The sequence below is a fragment of the Pseudomonas sp. PDM31 genome (assembly GCF_019218965.1).
Taxonomy (GTDB): Bacteria; Pseudomonadota; Gammaproteobacteria; order Pseudomonadales; family Pseudomonadaceae; genus Aquipseudomonas.
In genome coordinates this window covers 247,963-274,569 of the sequence record NZ_JAHUWS010000009.1, presented here as the reverse complement: position 1 = coordinate 274,569, position 26,607 = coordinate 247,963, and the positions used below count along the sequence as shown (strand labels likewise).

At 60.6% G+C, this 26,607-nt stretch carries 20 protein-coding genes; all 20 read left to right on the top strand.

What is annotated here, in order from left to right; translation table 11 throughout:
- The first annotated feature begins 23 nt into the window (after nucleotides 1-23).
- A complete protein-coding gene (gene flgG, locus KW839_RS19305) occupies nucleotides 24-809 on the top strand; it encodes a flagellar basal-body rod protein FlgG (protein ID WP_056742138.1) in 786 nt (261 codons plus the stop codon).
- A 52-nt stretch (nucleotides 810-861) separates the two neighbouring features.
- Entirely contained in the window at nucleotides 862-1,557 is a 696-nt protein-coding gene (gene flgH / locus KW839_RS19300) for a flagellar basal body L-ring protein FlgH (RefSeq protein ID WP_060541373.1), read from the top strand.
- An 18-nt stretch (nucleotides 1,558-1,575) separates the two neighbouring features.
- Nucleotides 1,576-2,685: a flagellar basal body P-ring protein FlgI gene (locus KW839_RS19295; protein WP_060541374.1), complete on the top strand. Its 1,110-nt coding sequence runs from the start codon at nucleotides 1,576-1,578 to the stop codon at nucleotides 2,683-2,685.
- 11 nt (nucleotides 2,686-2,696) lie between these two features.
- A complete protein-coding gene (flgJ, locus tag KW839_RS19290; RefSeq protein ID WP_218425202.1) occupies nucleotides 2,697-3,983 on the top strand; it encodes a flagellar assembly peptidoglycan hydrolase FlgJ in 1,287 nt (428 codons plus the stop codon).
- 17 nt (nucleotides 3,984-4,000) lie between these two features.
- Nucleotides 4,001-6,064, top strand: a complete 2,064-nt coding sequence (flgK, locus tag KW839_RS19285) for a flagellar hook-associated protein FlgK (RefSeq protein ID WP_218425201.1) — start codon at nucleotides 4,001-4,003, stop codon at nucleotides 6,062-6,064.
- A gap of 13 nt (nucleotides 6,065-6,077) precedes the next feature.
- Entirely contained in the window at nucleotides 6,078-7,649 is a 1,572-nt protein-coding gene (locus KW839_RS19280; protein ID WP_218425200.1) for a flagellar hook-associated protein 3, read from the top strand.
- 114 nt (nucleotides 7,650-7,763) lie between these two features.
- The gene (locus KW839_RS19275; RefSeq protein ID WP_218425199.1) at nucleotides 7,764-11,357 is read left to right on the top strand and encodes a glycosyltransferase; all 3,594 of its coding nucleotides are present in this window, start codon (nucleotides 7,764-7,766) and stop codon (nucleotides 11,355-11,357) included.
- A gap of 214 nt (nucleotides 11,358-11,571) precedes the next feature.
- A complete protein-coding gene (gene rfbF / locus KW839_RS19270) occupies nucleotides 11,572-12,345 on the top strand; it encodes a glucose-1-phosphate cytidylyltransferase (RefSeq protein ID WP_060541379.1) in 774 nt (257 codons plus the stop codon).
- Nucleotides 12,327-13,409 (top strand): CDP-glucose 4,6-dehydratase, encoded by a 1,083-nt coding sequence (gene rfbG / locus KW839_RS19265; protein ID WP_218425198.1) that lies wholly within the window; start codon nucleotides 12,327-12,329, stop codon nucleotides 13,407-13,409. The genes rfbF and rfbG overlap by 19 nt, the downstream gene beginning before the upstream one ends.
- On the top strand, nucleotides 13,406-13,966 hold the full coding sequence (locus KW839_RS19260) for a dTDP-4-dehydrorhamnose 3,5-epimerase family protein (RefSeq protein WP_060541381.1): 561 nt from the start codon (nucleotides 13,406-13,408) through the stop codon (nucleotides 13,964-13,966). Before rfbG ends, KW839_RS19260 begins: the two co-directional genes overlap by 4 nt.
- The gene (locus tag KW839_RS19255; RefSeq protein WP_218425197.1) at nucleotides 13,963-15,189 is read left to right on the top strand and encodes a class I SAM-dependent methyltransferase; all 1,227 of its coding nucleotides are present in this window, start codon (nucleotides 13,963-13,965) and stop codon (nucleotides 15,187-15,189) included. Before KW839_RS19260 ends, KW839_RS19255 begins: the two co-directional genes overlap by 4 nt.
- Nucleotides 15,186-16,043 carry an NAD(P)-dependent oxidoreductase gene (locus KW839_RS19250; protein WP_218425196.1) on the top strand — a complete coding sequence of 286 codons (858 nt, stop codon included), beginning with the start codon at nucleotides 15,186-15,188 and terminating at the stop codon, nucleotides 16,041-16,043. The genes KW839_RS19255 and KW839_RS19250 overlap by 4 nt, the downstream gene beginning before the upstream one ends.
- Complete coding sequence (locus tag KW839_RS19245; protein ID WP_218425195.1) at nucleotides 16,033-17,103, top strand: class I SAM-dependent methyltransferase; 1,071 nt, start codon at nucleotides 16,033-16,035, stop codon at nucleotides 17,101-17,103. Before KW839_RS19250 ends, KW839_RS19245 begins: the two co-directional genes overlap by 11 nt.
- Before the next feature lie 16 nt (nucleotides 17,104-17,119).
- Complete coding sequence (locus tag KW839_RS19240; RefSeq protein WP_218425194.1) at nucleotides 17,120-17,857, top strand: cephalosporin hydroxylase family protein; 738 nt, start codon at nucleotides 17,120-17,122, stop codon at nucleotides 17,855-17,857.
- A 53-nt stretch (nucleotides 17,858-17,910) separates the two neighbouring features.
- Entirely contained in the window at nucleotides 17,911-20,856 is a 2,946-nt protein-coding gene (locus KW839_RS19235) for a TIGR00180 family glycosyltransferase (RefSeq protein WP_218425193.1), read from the top strand.
- An 86-nt stretch (nucleotides 20,857-20,942) separates the two neighbouring features.
- Nucleotides 20,943-22,112 (top strand): UDP-4-amino-4,6-dideoxy-N-acetyl-beta-L-altrosamine transaminase, encoded by a 1,170-nt coding sequence (pseC, locus tag KW839_RS19230; protein WP_060541591.1) that lies wholly within the window; start codon nucleotides 20,943-20,945, stop codon nucleotides 22,110-22,112.
- A 37-nt stretch (nucleotides 22,113-22,149) separates the two neighbouring features.
- Entirely contained in the window at nucleotides 22,150-22,845 is a 696-nt protein-coding gene (gene pseF / locus KW839_RS19225; RefSeq protein ID WP_218425192.1) for a pseudaminic acid cytidylyltransferase, read from the top strand.
- Entirely contained in the window at nucleotides 22,842-24,341 is a 1,500-nt protein-coding gene (gene pseG, locus KW839_RS19220) for a UDP-2,4-diacetamido-2,4,6-trideoxy-beta-L-altropyranose hydrolase (protein WP_218425191.1), read from the top strand. The genes pseF and pseG overlap by 4 nt, the downstream gene beginning before the upstream one ends.
- Nucleotides 24,338-25,390, top strand: coding sequence for a pseudaminic acid synthase (gene pseI, locus KW839_RS19215; RefSeq protein WP_218425190.1), 1,053 nt, complete (start codon nucleotides 24,338-24,340; stop codon nucleotides 25,388-25,390). The genes pseG and pseI overlap by 4 nt, the downstream gene beginning before the upstream one ends.
- Nucleotides 25,391-25,618: 228 nt before the next feature.
- On the top strand, nucleotides 25,619-26,545 hold the full coding sequence (locus KW839_RS19210) for a ketoacyl-ACP synthase III (protein ID WP_060541390.1): 927 nt from the start codon (nucleotides 25,619-25,621) through the stop codon (nucleotides 26,543-26,545).
- Nucleotides 26,546-26,607: the final 62 nt, after the last annotated feature.

The window sequence follows — 26,607 nt, the reverse complement described above, 5'->3', positions numbered from 1 at the left end:
AACAGGCGCACGAGGAGAATCGAATGCTTCCGGCTCTATGGGTTGCCAAAACAGGTCTGTCCGCCCAGGACACCAACCTCACCACCATTTCCAACAACCTGGCCAACGTATCGACCACGGGCTTCAAACGTGATCGCGCCGAGTTCCAGGACCTGCTCTATCAGATCAAGCGTCAGCCAGGCGCCCAGTCGACCCAGGACAGCGAACTGCCGTCGGGTCTGCAACTGGGTACCGGTGTGCGCATCGTCGGCACCCAGAAAAACTTCACCGCCGGCAGCCTGCAAACCACCGAGCAGCCGCTGGACATGGCCATCGACGGTCGCGGTTTCTTCCAGATCCTGCAACCGGACGGCACCACGTCCTACACCCGTGACGGTACGTTCCACCTGGACTCCAACGGCCAGATCGTCAACGCCAGCGGCTTCGCCCTGGAACCGGCCATTGTCATTCCGAACGACGCGCAAACCTTCACCGTCGGTCGTGACGGCACCGTGTCCATCACCGTTGCCGGCAATCCGGCTTCCCAGGTGATCGGCAACCTGCAAACCGCCGACTTCATCAACCCGGCCGGTCTGCAGGCAGTGGGCAACAACCTGTTCCTGGAAACCGCTGCCAGTGGCGCGCCGCAAGTCGGCACTCCGGGCCTGGCTGGCTTCGGCACCACGCTGCAGAACACCCTGGAAACTTCCAACGTCAGCACCGTTGAGGAGATGGTCAACATGATCACCACTCAGCGCGCCTACGAGATGAACTCCAAGGTGATCTCCACCGCCGACCAGATGCTCTCGTTCGTAACGCAGAATCTGTAATCAAGTCTATGAGGCGGTCATGAGGCCGCCTGCAACACCGTGAGGTAGGGTCATGAATCGCTTTGTATCTGTTCTGGCACTGAGTGGGGCTGTTGTGCTCGCCGGCTGCGTTCCTTCGACGCCCAAGCCCAACGACCCTTATTACGCGCCGGTGTTGCCGCGTACGCCGTTGCCGGCTGCAGCGAACAATGGCTCGATTTATCAGGCCGGGTTTGAACAGAACCTTTACAGCGACCGCAAGGCGTTCCGGGTGGGCGACATCATCACCATCACCTTGAACGAGAGGACCCAGGCCAGCAAAAACGCCAACTCGCAAATCGGCAAGAACAGCCAGGCGAGCATCGGCTTGACTTCGTTGTTCGGCGCCACACCCAGCACCAACAACCCGTTTGGCAGTGGTGACCTGAGTCTGGATGCCAGCTACGAAGGCGATCGCGCGACCAAGGGTGACAGCAAGGCCGCACAGGGCAATACCCTGACCGGTTCGATCACGGTGACTGTTGCGGATGTATTGCCCAACGGCATCATCGCGGTTCGTGGCGAGAAGTGGATGACCCTCAACACCGGCGACGAGCTGGTGCGGATCGCCGGACTGGTTCGCGCCGATGACATCGCCACCGACAATACCGTGTCGTCGACCCGTGTCGCCGATGCGCGCATCACCTACTCGGGTACAGGTTCCTTTGCCGATGCGAGTCAGCCAGGCTGGTTCGACCGTTTCTTCCTCAGCCCGCTGTTTCCTTTCTAGGTGGCTTTCCAGTTGAGCATGTTGAACTTCAGAAGTCTCATCGTTGCCGCCCTGATGTTGCCGGTCGCCTTCAGTGCTCAAGCCGAGCGCCTGAAGGACATCGCCAGCATTTCCGGCGTGCGTTCCAACCAATTGATCGGTTATGGCCTGGTGGTCGGGCTTAACGGCACCGGCGACCAGACGACGCAAACCCCGTTCACCCTGCAGACATTCAACAACATGCTTTCGCAGTTCGGCATCAAGGTGCCGCCGGGTTCGGGCAACGTACAGTTGAAGAACGTCGCGGCGGTGTCGATCAGCGCCGACTTGCCGCCGTTCGCCAAGCCTGGGCAGCAGGTCGACATCACGGTTTCCTCCATCGGCAACTCCAAGAGCCTGCGCGGCGGTACCTTGCTGTTGACGCCGCTCAAGGGTATCGACGGCAACGTCTATGCGGTGGCCCAGGGTAACCTGGTGGTCGGCGGTTTCGACGCCGAAGGCCGCGACGGATCGAAGATCACCGTCAACGTTCCGTCGGCCGGTCGCATCCCTGGCGGTGCCTCGGTCGAACGAGCGGTACCGAGCGGGTTCAACCAGGGCAACAGCCTGACCCTGAACCTCAACCGCTCCGATTTCACCACGGCCAAGCGCATTGTCGACAAAATCAACAACATGCTCGGCCCAGGCGTGGCCCAGGCCATCGACGGTGGCTCGATTCGCGTTAGCGCGCCGCTCGATCCAAGCCAGCGGGTCGACTATCTGTCGATTCTCGAGAACCTTGAAGTCGATCCGGGCCAGGCGGTGGCGAAAGTCATCATCAACTCCCGCACCGGTACCATCGTGATCGGCCAGAACGTCAAGGTATCCCCGGCCGCCGTGACCCACGGCAGCCTGACCGTGACCATCACCGAAGACCCGATCGTCAGCCAGCCCGGCCCTCTGTCCAACGGTCAGACGGCCGTCGTGCCCCGCTCGCGGGTCAACGCCCAGCAGGAAGCCAAGCCGATGTTCAAGTTCGGCCCGGGTACCACCCTCGACGAAATCGTCCGTGCGGTGAACCAGGTCGGCGCGGCACCGGGTGACTTGATGGCGATCCTCGAAGCTCTGAAGCAGGCCGGTGCGTTGCAAGCCGACCTGATCGTGATCTGAGGACGGCCATCGTGGATATGCGCAAGAGCGGTCTGGTCAGCAGTAGCGATTCGGGTTCCTATTCGGACCTCAATCGTCTGAATCAGCTCAAGGTCGGTGACAAGAACAGCGACGGCAACCTGCGCAAGGTCGCGCAGGAATTCGAGTCGCTGTTCCTGGGGGAAATGCTCAAGTCCATGCGTTCGGCCACCGACGCGCTGGGCCAGGACAATCCGCTCAATACGCCGGCGGCCAAGCAGTACCAGGAAATGTACGACCAGCAGTTGGCCGTTTCCATGTCCCGCGAAGGCGGTGGCATTGGCCTGGCGGACGTCCTGATGCGGCAGATGTCGAAAGACAAACCGCTGGCGCCGGGTGAAGCGGCCGCTGCATCGCTGGCCAAACAGGAGGCGGCCAAAGCTGCCGTGCAAACACCGGTGGCTGCCGGTACGGTGGCGCTCAACGGGCCGCTGTCGCGGATCAATGGTCAGCGTCCATTGTGGGCTTCGCGCTCGGTGCATGCGCCGCAAGAGGCGGGCGAGGGTGCCCATCGCAATGACATGGCGCTGATCAATCAGCGACGCCTGGCTCTGCCGCCCAAGCTGGCGGATCGTCTGCTGGCAGGCTTGGTGCCTTCAGCGACGCCTTCGGTAACAGTCAACAAGACGCCTTTGCCGGAACGTATCGGCACGACCGGCTCGGGGCCGTTGTACAACGGCGACTGGCTGGCGACTGCACAGCAGCAGGCATCGGGCGGGCGCGTGCAGATTTATGGTCGCGCAATGGCGCAGATTCCCCTGGCGCCGGCGAAGAAAGCGTTCAATTCCGCCGACGATTTCGTCAACACCATGCTGCCAATGGCCAAGGAAGCTGCCGATCGCATCGGCGTCGACCCACGTTACCTGGTGGCCCAGGCCGCACTGGAAACCGGTTGGGGCAAATCGGTCATGCGCGCCCAGGATGGCAGTAGCAGCCATAACCTGTTCGGCATCAAGGCCGGCAGCAGCTGGAACGGCGGTTCGGCGCGGGCGATCACCAGCGAGTTCCGCAACGGCGCGATGGTCAAGGAGACGGCCGAGTTCCGTTCCTACGACTCCTACAAAGACAGTTTCCATGACCTTGTCACCTTGCTGCAGAGCAACAATCGCTATCAAGAAGTCGTGAAGTCGGCCGATAACCCAGAACAGTTTGTACGCGAGTTGCAGAAGGCCGGTTACGCAACCGACCCGGACTACGCAAGCAAGATTTCGCAGATAGCCAAGCAGATGACCAGTTACCAGAACTACGCTGCGGCGGGCGCTTCCACCACGCCTTTATAGGCATAAGGGTCTGAACCATGAGTTTGCTAAACATCGGGATGTCGGGGCTGAGTGCCAGCCATAACGCCTTGGCGACCACCGGCAATAACATTGCCAACGCCGACACCGCCGGCTACTCGCGCCAGCAGACGGTACAGAGCAGCAAAAACTCCATTCAGTACGGCAATGTGTACATCGGCACCGGCACGACCCTGGCCGATGTGCGCCGGGTGTACAACAGCTACCTCGATGCACAATTGCAGACGACGACTTCGCTCAACAGTGATGCGGCCGCCTACCAGGGGCAGATCACGCCGCTCGACACGCTTTTGTCAGACAGTGCCACCGGCCTCAGCGGTGCGCTGACCAAGTTCTTCGCCTCGGTACAGAACGTCAATGCCAAACCCGGTGACGACGCTTCCCGGCAGTTGTTGCTCAGCGATGCGCAGGCCCTGAGCAATCGCTTCAACTCGGTGGCCGGGCAGTTGAACTCACAGAACTCGACCATCAACGGCAACCTGACGGACATGGTTGGCCAGGTCAACAACCTGGCCAGTACCATGGCGCAGTTGAACAGGAAAATCGGCGAAGTGACCAGCGCCGGCGGTACGCCGAACGAGCTGCTCGACGCGCGCAACGAGACCATGCGCCAGCTGTCCTCTTTCACCGGGGCGCAGTATATCGAGCGTGACGGCAACATAGACATTTACCTGGGCAGCGGGCAGCCCTTGGTGATTGGCGACACCGTCAACAAGCTGGAGGCGGTGCCGGGCAAGGATGACCCGGGTCGTCTGGCGCTGCAGCTCAATCGTGGTGCGAGCACTATCGAAATCACCTCGATCATGACCGGGGGCGAAATCGGCGGCCTGTTGCGCTATCGCAGCGAAGTCCTCGACCCCGCCTTGAATGAATTGGGCCGTGTCGCCCTGGTCGTCGTCGATCAGATGAACAGCCTTCAGGCTCAGGGTATCGACAAGAACGGCAGTTTCGGTTCGAACCTGTTCAACGGTCTTAATAGCGCCGCGCAGATGTCTCAGCGCAGTATTGCCTCGACTGGCAACAGTGCCGGTTCAGGCAATTTCAATGTGGCGGTCAAGGACACTGGCAAGCTGACGATCAACGATTACAAGGTCACCTTCACCAGCGCCACCAACTACACGGTCCAGCGCCTGCCAGACAATACGTCGATGGGTAGCTTCAGCACCGCGACCACGCCTGCGCCAGTCATCGACGGCTTCGCGATGTCGTTCAGTGGTGGTGCTGCCACCGGCGATACGTTCAGGATCACCCCGACCCGCAACGCGGCCGCAACCATCCAGACCGAGATGACCGACCCCAAGCGCCTGGCCATCGCCGCACCCCTGAGCGCGGCCATTGCACCGGGCGGCAGCGGCACCCTGACGATCCCGTCCAGCGGCCAGCCGGCCCTGACCACCAGGTTCGACATTTACGACGCGGCCACCGCCACGGCCATGCAGAACGGCCTCAAGAATTCGACGCCGGTCAAGCTCGTGTTCGGCTCACCGTCTGCCGACGGCAGCACCCAGACCTATCAGTTGCTCGACGCCAAAGGTGTCGAAATCAGCAATGGCACGATCAAGCCAAACGCGAACAACACCCTGAGCCTGAGTGTGCCGCTCAAGGACGCCTCGGGTGCGCCGATCATGGATCCGGGGCCGCCTGCCGTGCAGCGTACCGCGACCTTCGAGATGACCGTGGCCGGTTCGCCGGGCAAGGGCACAGCGATCGACATCAGCATCGCGCAGCCGGGCACCCTGGACAACCGTAACGGCACCGCACTGGCGGGCTTGCAAACCAGGCAGGTGGTGGAAACCGGTACGGCCAGCAAGGGCATTTCCCTGACCGACGCCTACGGCAAACTGGTCGAAGGCGTGGGTGCCAAAACCGCCCAGGGCAAGCTCGACAGCGCCGCAACCGGCGCCATCCTGGCCAACGCCAAGGGTGCTCGCGACTCGCTCTCGGGTGTCGACCTCGATGAGGAAACCGGCAATCTGGTCAAGTATCAGCAGTACTACACCGCCTCTTCGCAGATCATCAAGGCTGCGCAGGAAACTTTCAGCACACTGATCAACAGTCTCTAAGGAGTCGTAGCCCATGCGCATTTCCACTGGCCAGTTTTACGAGTCCACCGCGGCGAATTATCAGAAGAACTTCGCTAATGCGGTCAAGAGCAGCGAAGAGGCCAGCAGCCTGGTTCGCGTCAATACCGCCGCCGATGATCCGGTCGGCGCCTCGCGTCTGCTGCAACTGGGTCAGCAAGCGTCGATGCTCGATCAGTTCAACGCCAACACCAACACGATCAAGGCCTCCCTGGGGCAGACCGAGTCGGTAATGACCAGTATCAACAACGTGCTGCAGCGCGCCAAGGAACTGGCTATTGGTTCCGGTAACGGCAACCTCACCGACGCCGACCGCCAGGCCAATGCCTCGGAGCTGGGCCAGATCGAAGAACAACTGTTGAGCCTGATGAACGCCAAGGACGAAAACGGTACCTACATTTTCGCCGGTTCCAAGGGCGATACCCCACCGTTCTCGCGCAATAACGACGGCACCTACAGCTATAACGGCGATCAGGTGACCCTCGACCTGCAGGTTGGCGACACCATGTCCATGGCCACCAACAGCACCGGCTGGGAGGTGTTCCAGCAGGCGATCAATACCAGCCGTAGCCAGGTCACCATGACCGCGCCGGCCATTGATGATGGTCGCGTGACACTGTCCAACGGACAGGTATCGTCGAACGTCGCCTACGACAGCAAGTTCCGCAGCGGCGAGCCGTATACCGTGTCTTTCGTTAGCGGTACCCAGCTGAAAATCACCGATGCCAGCGGTACCGACGTCACTGCCGAAGCCTCTCGGGTGGGCGTTTTCGATCCGAGTACCCCCGCTGGGCAGGCTGTCAGTTTTCGCGGTGTCGAACTTAACCTCAACATCAATCTGCAAAGCGGTGATAGCGCCGCGGCAGTGCTGCCTGGCCACAGCTTCACACTAGGTTCCAAGCCCGATACGTTCACGACAACCCGCAGCCCTGGCAACGCATCGACAGCGCAGGTTACTGCGGCCACCATCAGCAACCCGACCGATTATCACGCCAGTTTCCCGTCTGGCTCGGCCGTCCTGAAGTTTACCAGTGCCACCGACTTCGAACTGTACGCGGCGCCCTTGACCGCCAGCAGCAAGCCGGTTTCCACCGGGACCATGGCGGGCAACGTCGCCACCGCATCGGGTGTGAGTTTCACCCTGACAGGCCCGCCGGGCCCGTCTGCCAATGATCAGTTCAGTATTGCCGTCAATGCTCACCAGACCCAGAACATCCTGGATACCGTGAGCCAATTGAAGAGCGCGTTGAACACGCCAACCAACGGCAACCAGGTCCTGATCCAGAAGCAGCTGGCCGCCGTGTCCTCAGGCATCGCCAACCTCGCCAGTGGCAACGATCAATTGTCCAGTGCACTGAGTTCGGTGGGTGGGCGTGGCTCGGCTCTGGATACTCAATCGGCGATCAACCAGAGCCTGAACATGGCCAACAAACAGACCCAGTCGGCCATCCGCGATTCCGATCCGGCGGAAGTGATGACGCGTCTGACCCTGCAGCAAACCATGTTGCAGGCCTCGCAACTGGCGTTCAGCAAAATCAGTCAGTTGGGTCTGTTCAACAAGATCTAAAGGTGTCGGGCGCGAAAGCTCCCGGCCACAAATCGCCGAATATCTATCGTCTTTTTTCAGCGGTTTCAGGTGCTCACCCGCACGGGTGAGCGTCTATCGCTTGAGAGTCCCGCCGTGAATCCAGTCTCGTTAGTCAGCCTCGTCATTCCCGCCTTCAACCCGCGCTTTTTTTCCCGGGCCCTGCACAGTGCCTTGATCCAGCAATACGCCAACCTTGAGATCATTGTGTGCGACGACAGCCGCGGCGATGAGATTGCGCAGGTTGTCGAGTCGCTGACGGGTGATGCAGCGTTGCGCGTGCGTTATGTACGAAACCCGCAGACATTGGGGTTTGTCGGCAACCTGCTGGCGTGTCTCGACGAAGCAAAAGGCGATTACATCAAGTTCCTCTGCGACGATGATCAGCTGTCTCCTGCGTGCATCGAGTACCAGGCGCAGGTGCTGGTCGAGAATGCGGACATCAATCTGGTACTGGCTCAGCGCACCTTCTGGGATGCCGACAACCATCCGTTGCCGTCCCGGCTGGAGAACAGCACGTTGTCGCCGGCTTGCGGGATCTACAAGGGCGATGACCTGCTGGCGATTTTTGAAAGGTTTCCCATCAACTTCCTCGGTGGCTTCAGTAATGCACTGTTTCGCCGCGAGGATGTCCTGGAGTTGCTGCCGGCCCTGACTCAACCCGGCCATTGCTTTGTCGCCTCTCTCGATCTGGCCCTGTACATCTGCCTGATGCGTCGGGGCAATATGGCGCAGCTAAACTACGTGCTGAGCGTCGAACGCCTGCATCCGGAGCGATTGAGCCGCCAACAACCGATCAAAGACGCGGCCGAGGTGGAAAAGGACTGGCTGGTGCAGATGCTCAAGGTTCGCGGCGGCGAAGATGCGCCTGCCGGGGGCTGGGTTCGTTACTTGCCATTGAGCCGCAGCAAGGAAGAGCCGCGGGTCTGGGATGAGGTGGCCGTGAGTCGAAACCTGGGTGCCAGCCAGGCCCACCAAGAGTTTCGGGTGGGGGTGGCCAGCGAGAGTTTTCCCCAGCTTTACACTCAGTGGCTGGCGTGTCGCACGCTCAGCGAAACCGCTCGCCGTCACTTGCCGGAAACCCTGGCCGGTTGGGCGCGGCAACCGAAAATCGTCCCGATCATCATCGATGACCAGGCCAGTCGTGCCGCTCTGGATCTCACCCTTCAGAGCCTCGCCCAGCAGCTCTATGCGCCGGAACTGACCCTGGTGTTATCCAGCGCCTGCACTGAAGCCTATCTTGACGAGCGGGTGTTCAATTTACCGTTGCAAGACGACGGGTTTGAGCAGATCAACGGGTTGCTGGCACAGCTCGACGGGGCTGACTGGTTTTACATGCTGCGTGCCGGCGATCGTCTGGTAGAACCGGCACTATTGCTGCTGGCCGAGCGCATCAGTGTCTCGTCGGATGTTTTGTGTATCTACGCCGATGAAGGCAGATTATGTGACGGTGAGTCGCAAGACCCGGTCTTCAAGCCGGATTTCAATCTGGACCTGATGCGCAGTTACCCTTATGTCGGGCGCTCCCTGGCATTTCAGCGCGAGAGTTTCCTCAAGCTTGGCGGCTTCAATTCGAACTACGGCGAATTGGCGCCCCACGATGTGCTATGGCGCATGGTTGAAAATGACGGCATCAAGGTTGTCGAGCATATCGCCGAGGTGATGCTTGAGTCGCCATTAGGCCTGGCGCAGTGGTTGGTATTGCCCGAGGTCATAGAACTCAATCCGCTGGTGCTGGAGGCGCATCTGCAACGACTGGGCATCGCCCATGAGATTCGCGAGGGCAGTTTCACCTCGCTCAATCGTGTCGATTACTTGCACGCGACCCGGCCGCTGGTGTCGATCATCATTGTCTGTAAAGACCAGTTGGCTGCCGTGCAGCGTTGCGTCGAAACGCTCCTGGAAAAAACCACTTACAGCGAGTACGAGTTGCTGCTGATCGACAATGGCAGTGAGTCACCGCATACACGTGAGTGGCTCAGTGGCATGGCCGAAATGGGCAGTGAGCGGTTGCGGGTGAAGTCGTTTGCGCCGCAGGGAAATATCGCGGCAACGCGCAATTTTGCGGCGCAGCAGGCCCGTGGCGAATACTTGCTGATGCTCGACCCGTACGCGGTGATCACCCGGGGTGACTGGCTGGATGAGATGCTCAACCATGCCCAGCGTCCTGAGGTCGGTGTGGTCGGGGCCAAGCTGTTCAACGCGGACGGCCGTGTGCAGCATGCGGGCTTGATCCTCGGGTTGCAGGGGCCGGCAGGCTCGCCATTTGTCGGCGACCCGCTGAATTCACAGGGTTATATGCAGCGTTTGCAGGTGGTTCAGGACATGAGCGCAGTCGGTGCCGATTGCCTGATGGTGCGCAAAGCGCTGTTCGACAGTGTTGGGGGGTTCCAGCAGGACTTTGCCTTGACCCTCAACGAGGTGGATCTGTGTCTGCGGATCCGGCAAAACGACTATCTGGTGGTCTGGACGCCGTATGCCCAACTGGTCCTCGGGACATCGCCTGCGGTCGAGGCAAGCGCGGCCGAGGCGGCACTTCGCAGTCAGGAGCAGCAAACGTTTTACCGGCGCTGGCTGCCCGTCATTGCCCGCGATCCGGCTTACAACCCTAACCTGACGCTGAATACGCCGGGGGGCTCCAGCTTCAGTCTGGAGCCAGGCTTATGCGCAGGCTGGAGCCCGTTTTCCGCGCGCCAAGTACCGAAAGTCATGGCGTTGCCGGTCAACTCCTCGGCGGTTGGACACTACCGGGCGCTCCAGCCACTGATCGAACTGGAGAAAGCGGGCCGGGCAACCGGGCGCGTCTACTACGATCTGCCATCGATTATCGAGATCGAGCGCGAATCACCTGACGTCATCATCCTGCAGGGGCGCTACAGCGAAGGACCAATCAGCGACATCGCCGCCATTCGGCCCCACACCAATGCCCGAATGATTTATGAGCTCGATGACTACGTCATCAAGGCGCCGAAGAAGAACCTGCACATTCGCAACATGCCGGACAATGTCGAAATGGAGCGTCTGGTTCGTCGCGCCATCGGCCTGTGTGATCGGGTGGTGGTATCGACGCAGCCGCTGGCCGAAGCGTTGTCATCCATGCATCACGACATTCGGGTGGTGCCGAACATGCTCGCCACTGACCTTTGGAGTGATCTGCGCAGTCAGCGTCGCACCTCGAAAAAACCGCGGGTTGGCTGGGGTGGCGGAACCAGTCACTCAGGCGACCTGGCGATCATTGCCGATGTGGTTCGTGAACTGGCCAACGAGGTGGATTGGGTATTCTTCGGCATGTGCCCCGAAGAGTTACTGCCCTACGTCTATGAGTTCCATGGGGTGATCGACCTGAGCATCTACCCGGCGAAGCTGGCCAGCCTGAACCTTGACCTGGCGTTGGCGCCGCTGGAATTCCATATCTTCAACGACTGCAAGAGCAACCTGCGTTTGCTGGAGTACGGCGCGTGCGGCTACCCGGTGGTCTGTACCGATACCGAGGCATATCGCGGTTACCTGCCTTGTACGCGGGTGATCAGCAACACTACCGATGAGTGGTTGCAAGCCATCCGCATGCACCTGGCAGACCCGGATGCCAGCTACCGCATGGGCGATGAATTACGCGAGGCGGTACTGCGTGACTTCATGCTGCGTGGCGACAACGTGCGCTATTGGGAGAATGGCTGGCTGGCCGATTGATCCATCCCTGATGTAGTCGCTGCCCCAACGGTAGCGGCTACATGGCGCCGCCGTTCGAGCTGGCGCGTTTCCTGCAAGTCCCCTGAAAATCGCCATAAATCTAGCATGTGCGACGCAGTCAGAAGCTATGGATGCGGCCTTGTGCGATTTATCCAGATGCTCGAAAAGCCTTTTCAGGCTTGGGCTGGCGCTGTGAAGAACAAGAGGGGAACAGATGAAGGCAGTTATTCTGGCGGGTGGTCTGGGCACGCGTATCAGCGAAGAGTCGCACCTCAAGCCCAAGCCAATGATCGAGATCGGTGGCAAGCCAATTCTCTGGCACATCATGAAGCAATATTCCGCTCATGGAATTCACGACTTCGTGATTTGCCTTGGCTACAAGGGTTACGCGATCAAGGACTTCTTCGCCAATTACTTCCTGCACACCTCTGACGTCACGTTCGACATGTCCAACAACCGCATGGACGTTCACCAGAACTACAGCGAGCCGTGGCGCGTGACCCTGATCGATACCGGCGAGGACACCATGACCGGTGGCCGCCTGCGTCGTGCCGCGCGCTATCTGGAGGGCGAGCAGGCGTTCTGCTTCACCTACGGTGACGGTGTCTCGGACCTGAACATTGGCGCCCTGGTGGACTTCCACCTGACCCACGGCAAGCTCGCGACCGTGACCGCCGTACAGCCACCGGGGCGTTACGGCGCGCTGGAGCGTGACGGTGACAGCGTCAAAGGCTTCGTCGAGAAGCCGCGCGGCGACGGTGGCTGGATCAATGGCGGCTTCTTTGTGCTGTCGCCCAAGGTGCTGCCGTACATCGCCGATGATCAGACTTCGTGGGAATCCGAACCTTTGGCCGCACTGGCCAACGAGCAACAGTTGCAAGCGTTCCAGCACGATGGTTTCTGGCACCCGATGGATACCCTGCGGGACAAAAACCACCTTGAGCACCTGTGGCAGAGCGGGGAGGCCCCATGGAAGCAATGGGACTGAGCCCGGAGTTCTGGCGCGGCAAGCGGGTTCTGCTGACTGGCCATACCGGCTTCAAGGGCAGTTGGTTGACGCTGTGGCTGCAAAGCCTCGGAGCCGAGGTCAGCGGGTTCTCGCTCGATCCGTCGACCGAACCGAGCCTGTTCGAACTGGCGCGGGTGCACGAGGGCATCAACGATCAGCGCGGCGACCTGCGTGACCTGGGCGCGTTGCTGGAGCTGATCGCCGAGACCCGACCGCAAATCGTCCTGCACCTGGCGGCTCAACCGCTGGTGCGTGAAGGCTATCGCGACCCGCTGGGGACTTACTCCAGCAACGTCATGGGCACACTCAATCTGCTTGAGGCGATCCGTCAGGTCGGCGGCGTGCGCGCGTGCGTGCTGGTAACTACCGACAAGGTGTACGCCAACCAGGAATGGGCGTGGCCGTATCGCGAAAACGAAGCGCTGGGCGGGCACGACCCTTACAGCAGCAGCAAGGCTTGCTGTGAATTGTTGGCGCAGTCCTATGCCGCTTCTTTCTTCCCTGCGCACAAATACGCAGAACACGGTCTGGCCCTGGCCACCGCGCGCGCCGGCAACGTTCTGGGTGGCGGTGATTTTGCACCGGAGCGTTTGATCCCCGATGTGCTCAGGGCCTGGACCGCCGACGAACCGGTGACCTTGCGCTACCCGCACGCCGTACGCCCGTGGCAACACGCGCTGGAGCCGCTGGCGGGTTACCTGCAACTGGCCGCCAGCCTTTATGAAAAAGGCCCCGAATTTGCCGGTGCATGGAACTTCGGCCCGAGCGAAGCCGACATGTGCAGCGTTGGCGAGGTGGTCAAGTTGCTCTCCAGCCGCTGGCCGCAAGCGCGAGGCTTGCGCATCGAACCGAGTGAACTGCACGAGGCGGGCCTGTTGCGCCTGGACAGCAGCCGCGCCCGTCAGTTACTGGGCTGGCAACCGCGCTGGTCGTTGCAGCAGTGCCTGACCCAGACCCTCGATTGGCACCTGGCCTGGCAAAACGGCGACGACATGCGCGCAATCTCCCAGGCTCAGTTGAACCTGTACCGAGGCGCGCTGTGAGTGAGTTTGTGTTGAAGCCATTGCCCTTGGGCGGACTGTTCAGCGTGCAGCACAAACGCTTCGAAGACGAGCGCGGACACTTTGCCCGGCTGTTTTGCGAGGGCAGCCTGAGCGCGTTCGGCGAGCCGTTTCATATTCGTCAGATCAATCATTCCTGCACGCGTGAACGCGGCACTGTGCGCGGTCTGCATTATCAGAACGCCAGTGCGCCGGAGGCCAAGTTGATCACCTGCCTGCGCGGTGAAGTCTGGGACGTGGCGGTGGATTTGCGTCCCGATTCCGCCACCTTCCTGCACTGGCACGCCGAGCACCTGCGTGCCGGTGACGGTCGCAGCCTGCTGATCCCGGCCGGTTTTGCCCATGGCTTCCAGACCCTGACCGCCGACGCCGAGTTGCTCTATTTGCACAGCGCCGATTACACGCCCGCCCACGAGGGTGGCTTGTCGGTGAACGATCCACGGCTGGCGATTACCTGGCCGTTACCTGTCAATAATCTGTCGGCCAGGGATGCCAACCATCCTTTGCTCGATGAACACTTCGCCGGAGTGACTCTATGAACTGCCGTGGTTGCGGTACTGCTCTGGCTTTGCCGCTGATCGACCTGGGCACTTCGCCGCCGTCCAATGCCTACGTGCGCGCCGATCAGCTGGAGCACGCCGAACAATGGGTGCCGCTGAAGGTTGCAGTGTGTCAGCAGTGCTGGCTGGTACAGACCGAGGATTACACCAGCGCCGACAGCCTGTTTGACGCCGAATACGCTTATTTCAGTTCGTTCTCCAGTACCTGGCTGGCCCATGCCGAACGCTATGTGGCCGAGATGGTCGAGCGCTTTGGCCTGAGCGCCGACAGCCGCGTGGTGGAAATCGCCGCCAACGACGGTTACCTGCTGCAGTACGTGGCCGGGTGCGGCATCCCCTGCCTGGGCGTCGAGCCGACCCGCAGCACCGCGCAAGCGGCGCGGGAAAAAGGCCTGGAAATTCGTGAGCTGTTCTTTGGCCGCGAAACCGCTGCGCAGTTGATCGCCGAGGGCTGGTCTGCCGACCTGATGGCGGCCAACAACGTGCTGGCCCATGTGCCGGACATCAATGATTTCCTCGGCGGTTTCGCGACCCTGCTCAAACCGACCGGTGTAGCGACGTTCGAGTTTCCGCAGTTGCTGACACTGATGGCCGGGCAGCAGTTCGACACGCTGTATCACGAGCACTATTCCTACTTGTCGCTGACCGCCGTGCAGGCCTTGTGCGCGCGCAATGGCCTGGAAGTGTTCGACGTCAGTCAGTTGTCGACCCATGGCGGTTCGTTGCGGGTGTTCGTCCAGCGCGCCGACGGCGTTCGCCGCGACGTGCAGCCGGCGGTTCAACAACAACTGCAAGCCGAGCTTGCCGCCGGGGTGAAAACCGTCGGGTACTACGCGACCCTCGCGCCTGCCGCCGAGCGCATCAAGCACGAATTGCTGCGCTTCCTGTTGCAGGCCAAGGCGGACGGCAAGCGTGTGGTCGGTTACGGCGCCGCTGCCAAAGGCAACACCTTGCTTAACTACGCCGGGGTCAAGCCGGACCTGTTGGCCTGGGTGGCCGATGCCAATCCGCACAAGCAGGGCAAGTATTTGCCGGGCAGTCGCATTCCGATTGTGGCGCCTGGGCAGATCGATATAGAGAAGCCGGACTACGTGTTGGTCCTGCCGTGGAACCTGCTGCACGAAGTCAGTCAACAACTGGCGCAGGTGCGTCAGTGGGACGGCCGCTTCGTGATCGCCGTACCCGAGTTGACTGTCCTGTGAAAGTGCTCGTGACCGGTGCCACCGGGTTCGTCGGCCGTCATCTGGTCGCCGCCTTGCTCGCCCGTGGCTGTGAAGTCCGGGCCGTGGCACGCAGCGCCGAGACCGCCGCGAGTGTGCCGTGGATCAATGCAGTGGAGTTCATCGCTGCGGATATTCACGCCCCGACGCTGAACCTCGACGCGCTGACCGATGGCATCGACGCCCTGGTGCATCTGGCGTGGCCAGGCTTGCCGAACTATCAGGCGCTGTTTCACTTCGAGCACAACCTGATGGCCGACTACCGGCTCATCAAAGGCGTGGTGGAGTCGGGCGTCTCACAGGTATTGGTTACTGGCACCTGTTTCGAATACGGCATGCAAAGTGGTCCGCTCAGTGAGCAGACCGAGCCGCAGCCAGGCAACCCTTACGGTTTGGCAAAAAATACGCTGCGTGTGTTTTTACAGAATCTGCAGCGGGTTCAGCCGTTCACCCTGCAATGGGCGCGGTTGTTTTACCTGCACGGCGAGGGGCAAAACCCGAACAGTCTGCTGGCCGCACTGGACCGGGCCATCGATGCCGGGGATGACAGCTTCAACATGTCCGCTGGCGAACAGTTGCGTGATTACCTATCGATTGAAACGGCTGCCGGCTACCTCGCCGCGATCCTGCATCAGCGCGACTTCGATGGTGTCATCAATTGCTCCAGCGGCCAGCCGATTTCGGTGCGAGCCCTGGTCGAGCAGCGGCTGCGCGCGCGCGGTGCATCGATCCAATTGAACCTCGGTCACTACCCATATCCGATCCACGAACCGATGGCGTTCTGGGGTGTGGCGGACCGTCTGCAACAGCTACTGGGAGCATCGCATGAGGCATGAGTTGTATCGGGTCGCCGACCTGCCGGTGTTGCAGAACCGCACCTTTGCCGACCCCGCGTCGGCCAGGGCCTCTGCCTGCGCCGACATGGTGCTGGTGCAAGACCACAAGAGCGGGTTGATCTTCAACCAGGCTTTCGATGCCGACAAGCTCAGCTACGACGCCGATTATCAGAACGAGCAAGCGCACTCCGGCCAGTTCCAGAAACACTTGAGCGATGTCGAGGGCATCATTGCCCGTCACTTCAAGGGCCGGGAACTGATCGAAGTCGGCTGTGGCAAGGGCTACTTTCTCGAACTGTTGAAAGGCCTCGGCTACGCCATTACCGGCATCGACCCTGCTTACGAAGGCGATAATGCCGATGTGATCAAGGCGCCGTTCACGCGCGGCCTGGGGCTGGCGGCGGACGCCATCGTGCTGCGCCATGTGCTGGAGCACATTCAGGACCCGGTGAGCTTTCTCGCCGAAATGGCCGATGCCAACCAGGGCGGGCAGATCTACATCGAAGTGCCGTGCTTTGACTGGATCCTCGATCACAAAGCCTGGTTCGACCTGTTCTACGAGCACGTCAATTACTTCCGCCTCGATGACCTGCGCCGGATGTTCGGCACGGTGCATGAGGCCGGTCACCTGTTCGGTGGCCAATACCTGTACATCGTTGCCGACCTTGCGACCTTGCGCCTGACCCCGGAGCAACCGGTGCCGCGCCTGGACCTGCCCGACGGTTTCACCAGCAGCCTGGAGCGCGCGGTGCAGATCATTCAGGCCGCGCCCGGGCAGGGCTCGGCGATCTGGGGCGCGTCATCCAAAGGCGTGATCTATTCGCTGTTCCTGCAACGGGCGGGCGTAACGGTAGATCGTGTGGTGGATATCAACCCGGCCAAACAGGGGCGGTACCTGCCCCTGAGCGGCGCGCGGGTTTGCTCGCCGCAAGAAGCCATGGATGCGCTGCCAGAAGGCGCCAATGTGTTTGTGATGAACTCCAATTACCTCGAAGAAATCAAGCGGATGACCGATGGACGCTACGTCTATCACGCCGTCGACAGCGCTTCGTTCCAGTGACTATTGAGATTCTAAAATGACCGACAACACCATCAATAAAGCCTTCGAAGCCGAATGCCAGGAACAGATCGCCCAGCAGGGTGACAACCAGAAACTTACCGGCCTGGCGCAGGATTTTTTCAACGAGTCGGCCCGACACAAGTACAGCTACCACTTCTCGTGGATGGGCCGTCCGATCATTCAGTTGCCGCAAGACATGATGGCAATGCAGGAGATCATCTGGCAGGTCAAACCGGACCTGGTGATCGAGTGCGGCATCGCCCACGGCGGTTCGATCATTTACTACGCGTCCCTGCTGGAGCTGCAAGGCCACGGTGAAGTGCTGGGCATCGACCTGGACATTCGTCCGCACAATCGCGAAGCCATCGAAAGCCACCCGATGAGCAAGCGCATCAAGATGATCGAAGGTTCGAGCATTGACGCGGGCATCGCGGCCCAAGTGCGTGCTGCCGCCGCAGGCAAGAAGGTCATTCTGGTCCTGGACTCCAACCACACCCACGACCACGTGCTCGAAGAGCTGCGTCTGTACGCGCCGCTGGTCTCGGTGGACAGCTACTGCGTGGTCATGGACACCGTGGTTGAAGACATGCCGGCCGATTTCTTCCCGGACCGTCCATGGGGCCCGGGCGACAACCCGAAGACCGCCGTATGGAAGTACCTGGAAGAAAACGCTGATTTTGAAATCGACCGTCAGTTGCAGAACAAACTGCTGATTACCGTGGCGCCGGACGGCTATCTGCGTCGGGTTCGTTAAGCAACAGCATCATTGTTGAGTTCATCGGGCAATAGCCAGTGGCGGGGAAGAAAATGCAAGGCAAGTACGGTTCTGAAAGCGGATTACCACTGAACGAGTTGTTGACGGTGGTGCTGGTCACCCATAACCGTCCGGCCTTTGTGCGCCGGGCAATCAAGTTTTACAGCACCTTGCCTTGCAGGATTTTGCTGCTGGACTCTTCGACCCGGGTCACCGATGGCATCGACGGCGTGTTCCCGTCGGTCGACTACCGGCATGTGCCGCAGTTTGGCTATCAGGGCCTGCGGGCCAAGCTCGACTACGGCGTGCAACAGGTCACCACGCCGTACATGATATTCGCCGCCGACGATGACTTCATCGTGCATGACGCGATCCAGGCTTCGGTTTCGTTTCTGGAGTCGAACCCGGATTACGGCATGTGCCACGGCTATTGCCTGATGTACCTGACCCTGGCGAGCAGCGTGTGCTACTACCGTCGGGACAAGAAGGTCTGCGAAGACTATTCGTCCGAGCGTGCGCAGGACCGGGTCATCGATTTCATGCAGCAGTACATTCCGCCGTTTTATGCCGTCCACCGTGTCGAACTGTTGCGCGACTGGTACGCAGTCATGCCGGAAAACACCAGTTTCGAATGGCAGGAAATCGGCCATGCGTACTACATGCTGGCAAGGTCAAAGGCGCGGCTGCTACCCATTCCTTATGTCGTGCGAGAGGCCAATTACATGACCTCGGAGCACAATACCGAGGTCATGACCACCCTCAGCGCCAGCGATGCCAAATCGGTGTCGGAGCGTGAGGCTTTCGCCGAGTTGCTGTCGACACTGCCAAGTGTGCAAACCGGACTGGATCCGGCACAGGGCAGGCAGTTGGCTCTGGACAGTTTTGAGGCAATGGGTCAGTGCCTGCGCACTTCCAGATCGTTGACCATCGAACCCATTTTCGAATCGCGCTGGAGCAATGTGCAGAATGGGCCAGACCGTAAATTCGGCCTTTTACAATACGTCGAGATGCCTTACTACAATCAGGCATTCTTCGACCTGTTGACTCAAATCGAATTTTTGCTGCATGCCATGCCGGCCGGTCGTCTTCAGCTACAAGGGCTTGAAGGTATTTGGGCGGACCAGGAAAACATGATGCGGCCACGCAACAACGACACCGCCCAAAGCGTCGTCGATCGGCTGTGGCACGCATTTGACAGCGGCCCATTCAACCGTAGGGTGGTCACGCGTCTGGCGCAACAGCTGGAACTTCTGGGTACAGCCCAAGAGGCACAGGATATGTTCGCCTGGAGCGAGCGCCTGGACGCCGTATCGACCCAAGACCATACAGAAGCATTCGGTGCCATGCGTTCCGGTCGCCTGCTCAAGTGGCTGGCAGCGCGTACGCCGGACGCAGACGAAGTCGCCGCGACTTCGCGTCACCTGGCGGCCCACAACGGTGGTCCGCAATTCGGCATTCTGATACTGGACCTCGACAACGACGCGGCCAAGCTGCAGATCACCCTCGATAGCTTGCTGGAAGGTCACAACCACGCCTTCAAAATCGTGGTGTTCACCACGGGTGAGCCGCTGACGGCGACGACGGAGCAGAACACGCTGCACTTTGTTCGAGTGACCCAGGCCAACTTTGTCGACAAGCTCAATCAAGTCGCGCGTCTGTCTACCTGCGACTGGTTGCTGCTGACCGAGGCGGGTGACGAGTTCACCGCAGGTGGCCTGTTGCGCGCCGGTCTGGAATTGCACGCCGCACCTGACTGCCGAGCGGTGGCAATGGACGAAATTCATCGCGACGCCCATGGCGCGCTGGTTGACGTGTTTCGTCCGGGCTTCAACCTTGACTTGCTGCTCAGCCTTCCAGCGCTGATGGCGCGGCACTGGCTGATCCGCAAGGATGTCTGGTTGGACGCCGGCGGTTACCAGGCCGACTTCAGCAAGGCGCTGGAGTTCGACCTGCTGCTGCGTGTCATCGAACAGGGCGGCATGGCCTGGCTGGCTCATCTGGACGAGCCTCTGTTGATCGCCCCTGCAGCCGTACGCGAAGAAAATGCCCACGAGCGCCAGACGTTGATCCGTCACCTCGCCACCCGCGGCTACAAGGCGCAAGTCACCTCGGACACGCCGGGCACTTACCGCATCGACTACCGGCACGCTGAGCGCCCGCTGGTGTCGATCATTGTGCCGAGCCAGGACAACCTGGCGCAGGTTCAACGTTGCCTGACCGCAATTGTGCAACGTACCCGCTACACCCGTTACGAAGTGCTGATCGCCGATAACGCCAGCCAGTCCCCCGACATGCTGCAATGGCTGGACGGTCTGGGACAGCCAGGCGACAGGGCCCGTGTCCTGCGGGCACACGAGCCTCTCAGCGCGTCGGCCTTGTACAACGAAGCCTGTCGGCAGGCCCAGGGTGAATACCTGGTGCTGTTGGCGCCGGACAGTGAAGTGGTCAACCCGACCTGGCTCGAATCGCTGCTCAACCAGGCCCAGCGTCCGGAAGTGGGTGTGGTCGGTGCCAAGCTGCAGGACCGTGATGGCAACGTCACGCAGGCCGGGCTGATTCTGGGCATGAACGACGGTGTCGGTTGCGCCTTTGCCGGCGAACCGAAAGAGGCCAGGGGTTACCTTGATCGCCTGGTGCTTGAGCAAAATTACTCAGCTGTCTCGGCCGTGTGTCTGATGATCGGCAAAGCGTTGTTTGACGAGGTTGGCGGATTGGACGAGGGCGTGTTCGCGGACGCCTTCAGCGACGTCGACCTTTGCCTGAAAACCGGCCAGGCGGGCTATCTGGTGGTGTGGACGCCACAGGTTCAGGTCATCCACCCGGGCACCTTGCCCGAGGCACCGCAGGCCCTTGAAGCCTTGCGGGAAAAGTGGCCCGGGGCATTGAGCCACGATCTGGCGTACAACCAGAACCTGGCCATGACCGGCAAGGGCTTTACCCTCGGCACCGCGCGCAGTGTGAACTGGGCGCAGTTGCTCGCTCAACTGTCTGATCAATAAAAGGACGCTCACATGCTCAACGGCGAAATGATGTTCGAGGCCACGCGTGCCTGCCCGCTGGTTGGGCGTTGTGTCGAGTCATGGTCATGATGCCCTACCGGATTCCCTACGGCCGGCAGAACATCGACCAGGCAGACATCGATGCCGTGATGGAGGTGCTCAAGTCCCCCTGGTTGACCCAAGGGCCAACCATCGAGCGCTTTGAACGGGCCTTGGCCCAACGTTGCGAGGCTGAGTATGCGGTAGCGGTGTGCAATGCCACGGCGGCGCTGCACATTGCCTGCCTGGTCGCCGGCCTGGGGCCGGGCGACGTGCTGTGGACGAGTCCGAATACCTTTGTCGCGTCGGCCAACTGTGGTCGCTATTGCGGCGCTGAAGTCGATTTTGTCGACATTGACCCGGGCACCTTGAACCTGGATGCGCGGTTACTCGCGCAGAAACTCGAGATCGCCCAAGCCTGCGGCAAGTTACCCAAAGTGGTGGTGGCGGTTGCGTTCGCCGGTCAGAGTTGTGACATGCGCGCGATCGCGCAGCTATCCGAGCGCTATGGTTTTACGCTGATCGAGGACGCCTCCCATGCAGTGGGTGCTTCGTACCTTGGGCGGCCGGTGGGTTGTGGCCAACACGCGGCAATGACGATTTTCAGTTTTCACCCGGTCAAGATCATCACCAGCGCCGAGGGTGGGATGGTGCTGACCAATCGCCCGGAGTTCGCCGAGCGCTTGCGACGCCTGCGCAGCCACGGGATCACTGGTGATCCGGCACAGATGAACGTGCCGGACACGGGATTGTGGTACTACCAGCAACTGGAACTGGGCTTCAATTACCGCATGACCGATCTGCATGCGGCACTGGGATTGTCGCAACTGGCGCGGCTGGACGGGTTTGTCGCCAGGCGTCGTCAATTGGCCGCCCGTTATGAAACGCTGTTGGCGGGCCTGGCGGTGACATTGCCGACGGTTCAGCAAGGCGCCGAGTCAGCCTGGCACCTGTACGTGGTCAGGTTGCAGTTGTCGCAGATCAAACTCGACCAGACTCAGGTGTTCGAAGCCTTGCGCGCAGCCGGGTTGGGTGTGAACCTGCATTACATTCCGGTGCATTTGCAGCCGTACTACCGTGAACAGGGTTTCAAGGACGGCGATTTTCCGCAGGCCGAGCGCTATTTTTCCGAAGCCATCAGCTTGCCGTTGTACCCGGACCTGACGGATGAAGAACAGGATGAAGTGGTGGAGCATTTGAGACGGGTTCTGGGTTGAACATCATGATTTATCGTCTTGTATCGGGGCGGCGACGGTGAGCAGCGTCGCGATCATTCCTGCGCGTGGCGGCAGCAAGCGAATCGCGCGCAAGAACCTCAAGCTGTTCGACGGCGTGCCGATGATCGTCCGTTCGATTGCTACGGCGCTGCAATCGAATCTGTTCGACGAGGTGATCGTCAGCACCGACGATGAAGAAATTGCCGAAGTCGCACGGGGTCACGGGGCGCGGGTGCCGTTCATGCGTCCGGCGTCGTTGGCCGATGATTTCACCGGCACGGCGGCAGTGATCGTCCATGCCCTGGGTGAACTGCCGGCGTTCGACTATGCGTGTTGCATCTACGCGACCGCGCCGCTGTTGCAGGCGCGATATCTGCATCAGGGCTTCGAGTTGCTTGAACAGCATGCAGACAAGGCCTTCGCCTTTTCCGTAGGCAGTTTCGGATTCCCGGTGCAAAGGGCCTTGACCCTCGACGAGCAGGGCGCCTTGACCCCGCTCTACCCGGAGTTTCGCCAGACCCGTTCCCAGGACTTGCCCGCAGCCTTCCAGGATGCCGGCCAGTTCTACTGGGGGCGCAGCGAGGCCTGGTTGCGTGGTGATGCGCTATTCTCGCCGGCAAGCCTGCCAGTGATTCTGCCGCGGCATCTGGTGCAGGACATAGACACGCTTGAGGACTGGACGCGTGCCGAATACCTTTACGCCGTGCTCAAGGCCGGCGGGGAATTGCAATGAGGGTGCTGATTCGTTCCGACTCGTCGCCAGCCATTGGCAGCGGCCATATCGCTCGTTTGTTGCCGCTGGCCAGAACCCTGCGCAAGCAGGGATCGCACGTCGTATTTGCCTGCCGACGGTTGCCGGGGCATCGGCTCGATACCCTGGCGGGCGAAGGCTTCGAAACCTTCGCGCTGCCGGATCGTTATCCCGGTGAAGACCCGTTGCAGGCCATCGAGTCCATGCTGCCGTGGCAGGCGGATATCGACGCGCTGGCGCTGGTGCTGGAAGGTCATCCGGCGTTCGACTGGATCATCGTCGATCACTACGGCCTCGACCATCACTGGCAAACGGCGGCTCGCCGCTGGGCGCCACGGATCGCCGCGGTGGATGACCTCGCAACCCGCCAGTACCGCGTCGACCTGCTGCTCAATCAGAACTTGTCTGGCACGCCCCAGGCTTATGCCTCGCTGCTGCCGCCGGACTGCCAGACGCTGTTCGGCCCACGATTTGCCATGCTGCGCGAAGAGTTTTGCTGCCCGGCCATCGAGATCAAACCCCGGGCCAGGCGAGTACTGGTGAACTTTGGCGGCTTTGATGCAGCCATGCAGACACAACACGCGATGCTGGCGCTGGCGGACTTCCATGAACTGGAGGTCGACTTCGTCGCCGGGGCCGACAACCCCGCCTGGAACCAGATGCAGGCGCTCGCGGCGGGGCATCCGAACTGGCGCTTGCACAGCTTTGTCAGCGACTTCTACCGCTTGATGACCGAGGCGGACCTGTTTGTCGGCGCCGGTGGCGGTACCAGCTGGGAACGGGCAGCGATGGGGTTGCCGACGATCTGCATCGCTGTGTCCAATAATCAGCAAGCCAACGGCGAGGTGATGGCGGCTGCAGGTGCGCACGTCTATCTTGGCGTTCGCGAGCAGGTCAGCGTCGAGCAGTTGCGTCTGGCTATCGGTTTTGTGGCGGACAATCAGGGCATACGCCAGAGCCTTGCCGATCGTTCACGGCAATTGGTCGATGGTCGGGGGGCGCAACGGGTGGCGGCAGCCCTGGCTGGAGCAGTTTTGCGCATCCGACCTGCAACCAAAGAGGATGCGCAGCTGTTGTTCGACGGGCGCAATGCCGAGGCAGTACGGCGCTGGTCGTTGCAAACCGGTGTAGTTGAATGGCCGTCCCATCAAAACTGGCTGGCCGCCAGTTTGAGTAATTCCCAGCGCTTGTTGTTGATCGCCGAAACCGATGACGGCCCAGTGGGTGTGTTGCGTTATGACCTGCACGGTTTTGAAGCCGAAGTCTCGATTTATCTGTTCGAAGAACGCTTCCGCCTGGGCTGGGGCAGGGCGTTGCTGGCGCGGGGCGAAGACTTCGTGAGCGCCCACTGGCCGCAGCTGCTGGCTATCACTGCGCAGGTATTGCCGGCCAATCAGCCGTCGCTGAAAGTCTTTCGTGAGGCAGGTTTCACTCAGGGTACCTGCCAGTTCACGCGCGTATTGAAGGATCACAAATGACTGGTTTCAAGATTGGCAACCGTTGCATCGGGGCCGATGCGCCGCCGTTCATCATCGCTGAAATGAGTGGCAACCATAACCAGTCGCTGGATGTGGCACTGCAGATTGTCGACGCCGCGGCCAAGGCCGGTGCGCATGCCTTGAAGCTGCAAACCTACACGGCCGACACCATGACCCTGGACCTGTCCGAGGGCGAGTTCTTCATTAAGGATCCCAACAGTCTCTGGGCCGGTTCCTCGTTGTACGCGCTGTATGAGAAGGCTCATACGCCATGGGAATGGCATGCGCCAATCTTTGCCCGGGCCAGGGAACTGGGCATGCTGGCGTTCTCCACGCCATTCGATGACACGGCGGTGGACTTCCTCGAAAGTCTTGAGGTGCCGGCCTACAAGATCGCCAGTTTCGAGAACACCGACCTGCCGCTGATCCGGCGGGTCGCGGCCACCGGCAAGCCGCTGATTATCTCCACCGGCATGGCCAGCATCGCCGAACTCGACGAAACCGTGCGAGCCGCCCGTGAGGCCGGTTGCAGGGATCTGCTGTTGCTCAAGTGCACCAGTACCTATCCGGCAACGCCGGCCAACAGCAACGTGCGTACCATCCCGCATTTGCGCCAATTGTTCGGCTGCGAAGTCGGCCTGTCCGATCACTCGATGGGCGTCGGGGTGTCCGTGGCGGCGGTTGCGCTAGGCGCCTCGGTGATTGAAAAGCACTTCACCCTGGATCGAGCTGCCGGTGGCGTCGACGCCAGTTTCTCCCTGGAACCGGCCGAACTGGCCAGCCTGGTAATCGAAACCGAGCGCGCCTGGCAGGCCATGGGCCAGGTGCATTACGGCGTGACCGAGGCCGAACGCAAGTCACTGGTGTACCGGCGTTCGCTGTATGTCACCCGGGACATGGCGGCCGGCGAGCTGTTTTGCGCCGACAATCTGCGGGCCATTCGCCCGGGCCTGGGGTTGGCTCCCCGGCACGCTGAAAGCCTTATGGGCCGGCGCGCCGGGCAGGACCTCAAACGCGGTACACCGCTGGATTGGTCATTGGTCGAATAACGTCTTGTCGGGCGGATTCGGCAAAATAGAGTGACCTGTGAGTCATTACGCGCATCTTCACTGTATTGTATTGATCGGGAAGGTGGCGCCTGGCTTCTGTCTGGCCCAGTGATAGCCTTTTATTCTTCCCGTGGTCGCCGCTTCGGGGCGACGTATTTCTCTGTTTGTCGGCGCCCCTCGAATCATCACGAGCGGTGGTATTGGGCTGTTTATTATTGGGAAGCCGTAATGATTGGCATAAAGAGCATTGCGAGCTACGTTCCTGTAGCCGGCTTGGACAATTACGCACAAGGTGCAAAATTCGACAAGGATGAAGAGTTCATCCTTGGCAAGATCGGTTCGGCCTTCCTGCCTCGTAAAGGCGAGGGCGAGGAAACTTCGGACCTGTGTGTCGAAGCGGCCAATGCGCTGTTCGCCAACAACCCTGATTTGAAACGTGAAGCCATCGACGTGCTGATCGTGGTCACCCAGAACGGTGACGAAGAAGGTCTGCCTCACACCGCTGCCATCGTTCAGGACAAACTGGGCCTGCCAACCAACGTGGCGGCGTTCGATATTTCCCTGGGCTGCTCCGGCTACGTCTACGGCATCTACGCCATCAAGGGCTTCATGGAAGCCGCGGGCCTGAAGAATGGCTTGCTGATCACTGCCGATCCGTATTCGAAGATCGTCGACCCGGAAGATCGCAATACCACCATGCTGTTCGGCGATGCCGCCACCGCGACCTGGATGGGCGAAAACGCACCGTGGCAGCTGGGCAAAGCCAAGTTCGGCACCGACGGTTCCGGCGCGCCGCACCTGAAAGTCAGCGATGGCGTGTTTTTCATGAACGGTCGTCAGGTGTTCAACTTTGCCTTGCTCAAAGTCCCGGCGCATTTGCATGAACTGCTGGCCGAGGCGCAACTGACGGCTGACGATGTCGATGCCTTCTGCATTCACCAGGGCAGTGCGGCCATTGTCGATGCCGTGGCACGCCGCTTCGAAGGGGACCCTGCGAAATTCATCAAGGACATGGTCGAGACCGGCAATACGGTGTCGTCGAGCATTCCGTTGCTGCTGGAAAAGCACGTGCTCGATTCCAGCTGGAAGCGTGTTGCGCTGAGTGGTTTCGGTGTTGGCTTGTCGTGGGGTTCGGCGATTATTTATCGCCCCTGACACGAACTTTGTGGCATAAAAAATAGCGCTCCGGGTGTAACCTTGAGCGCTATTTTTTTCGT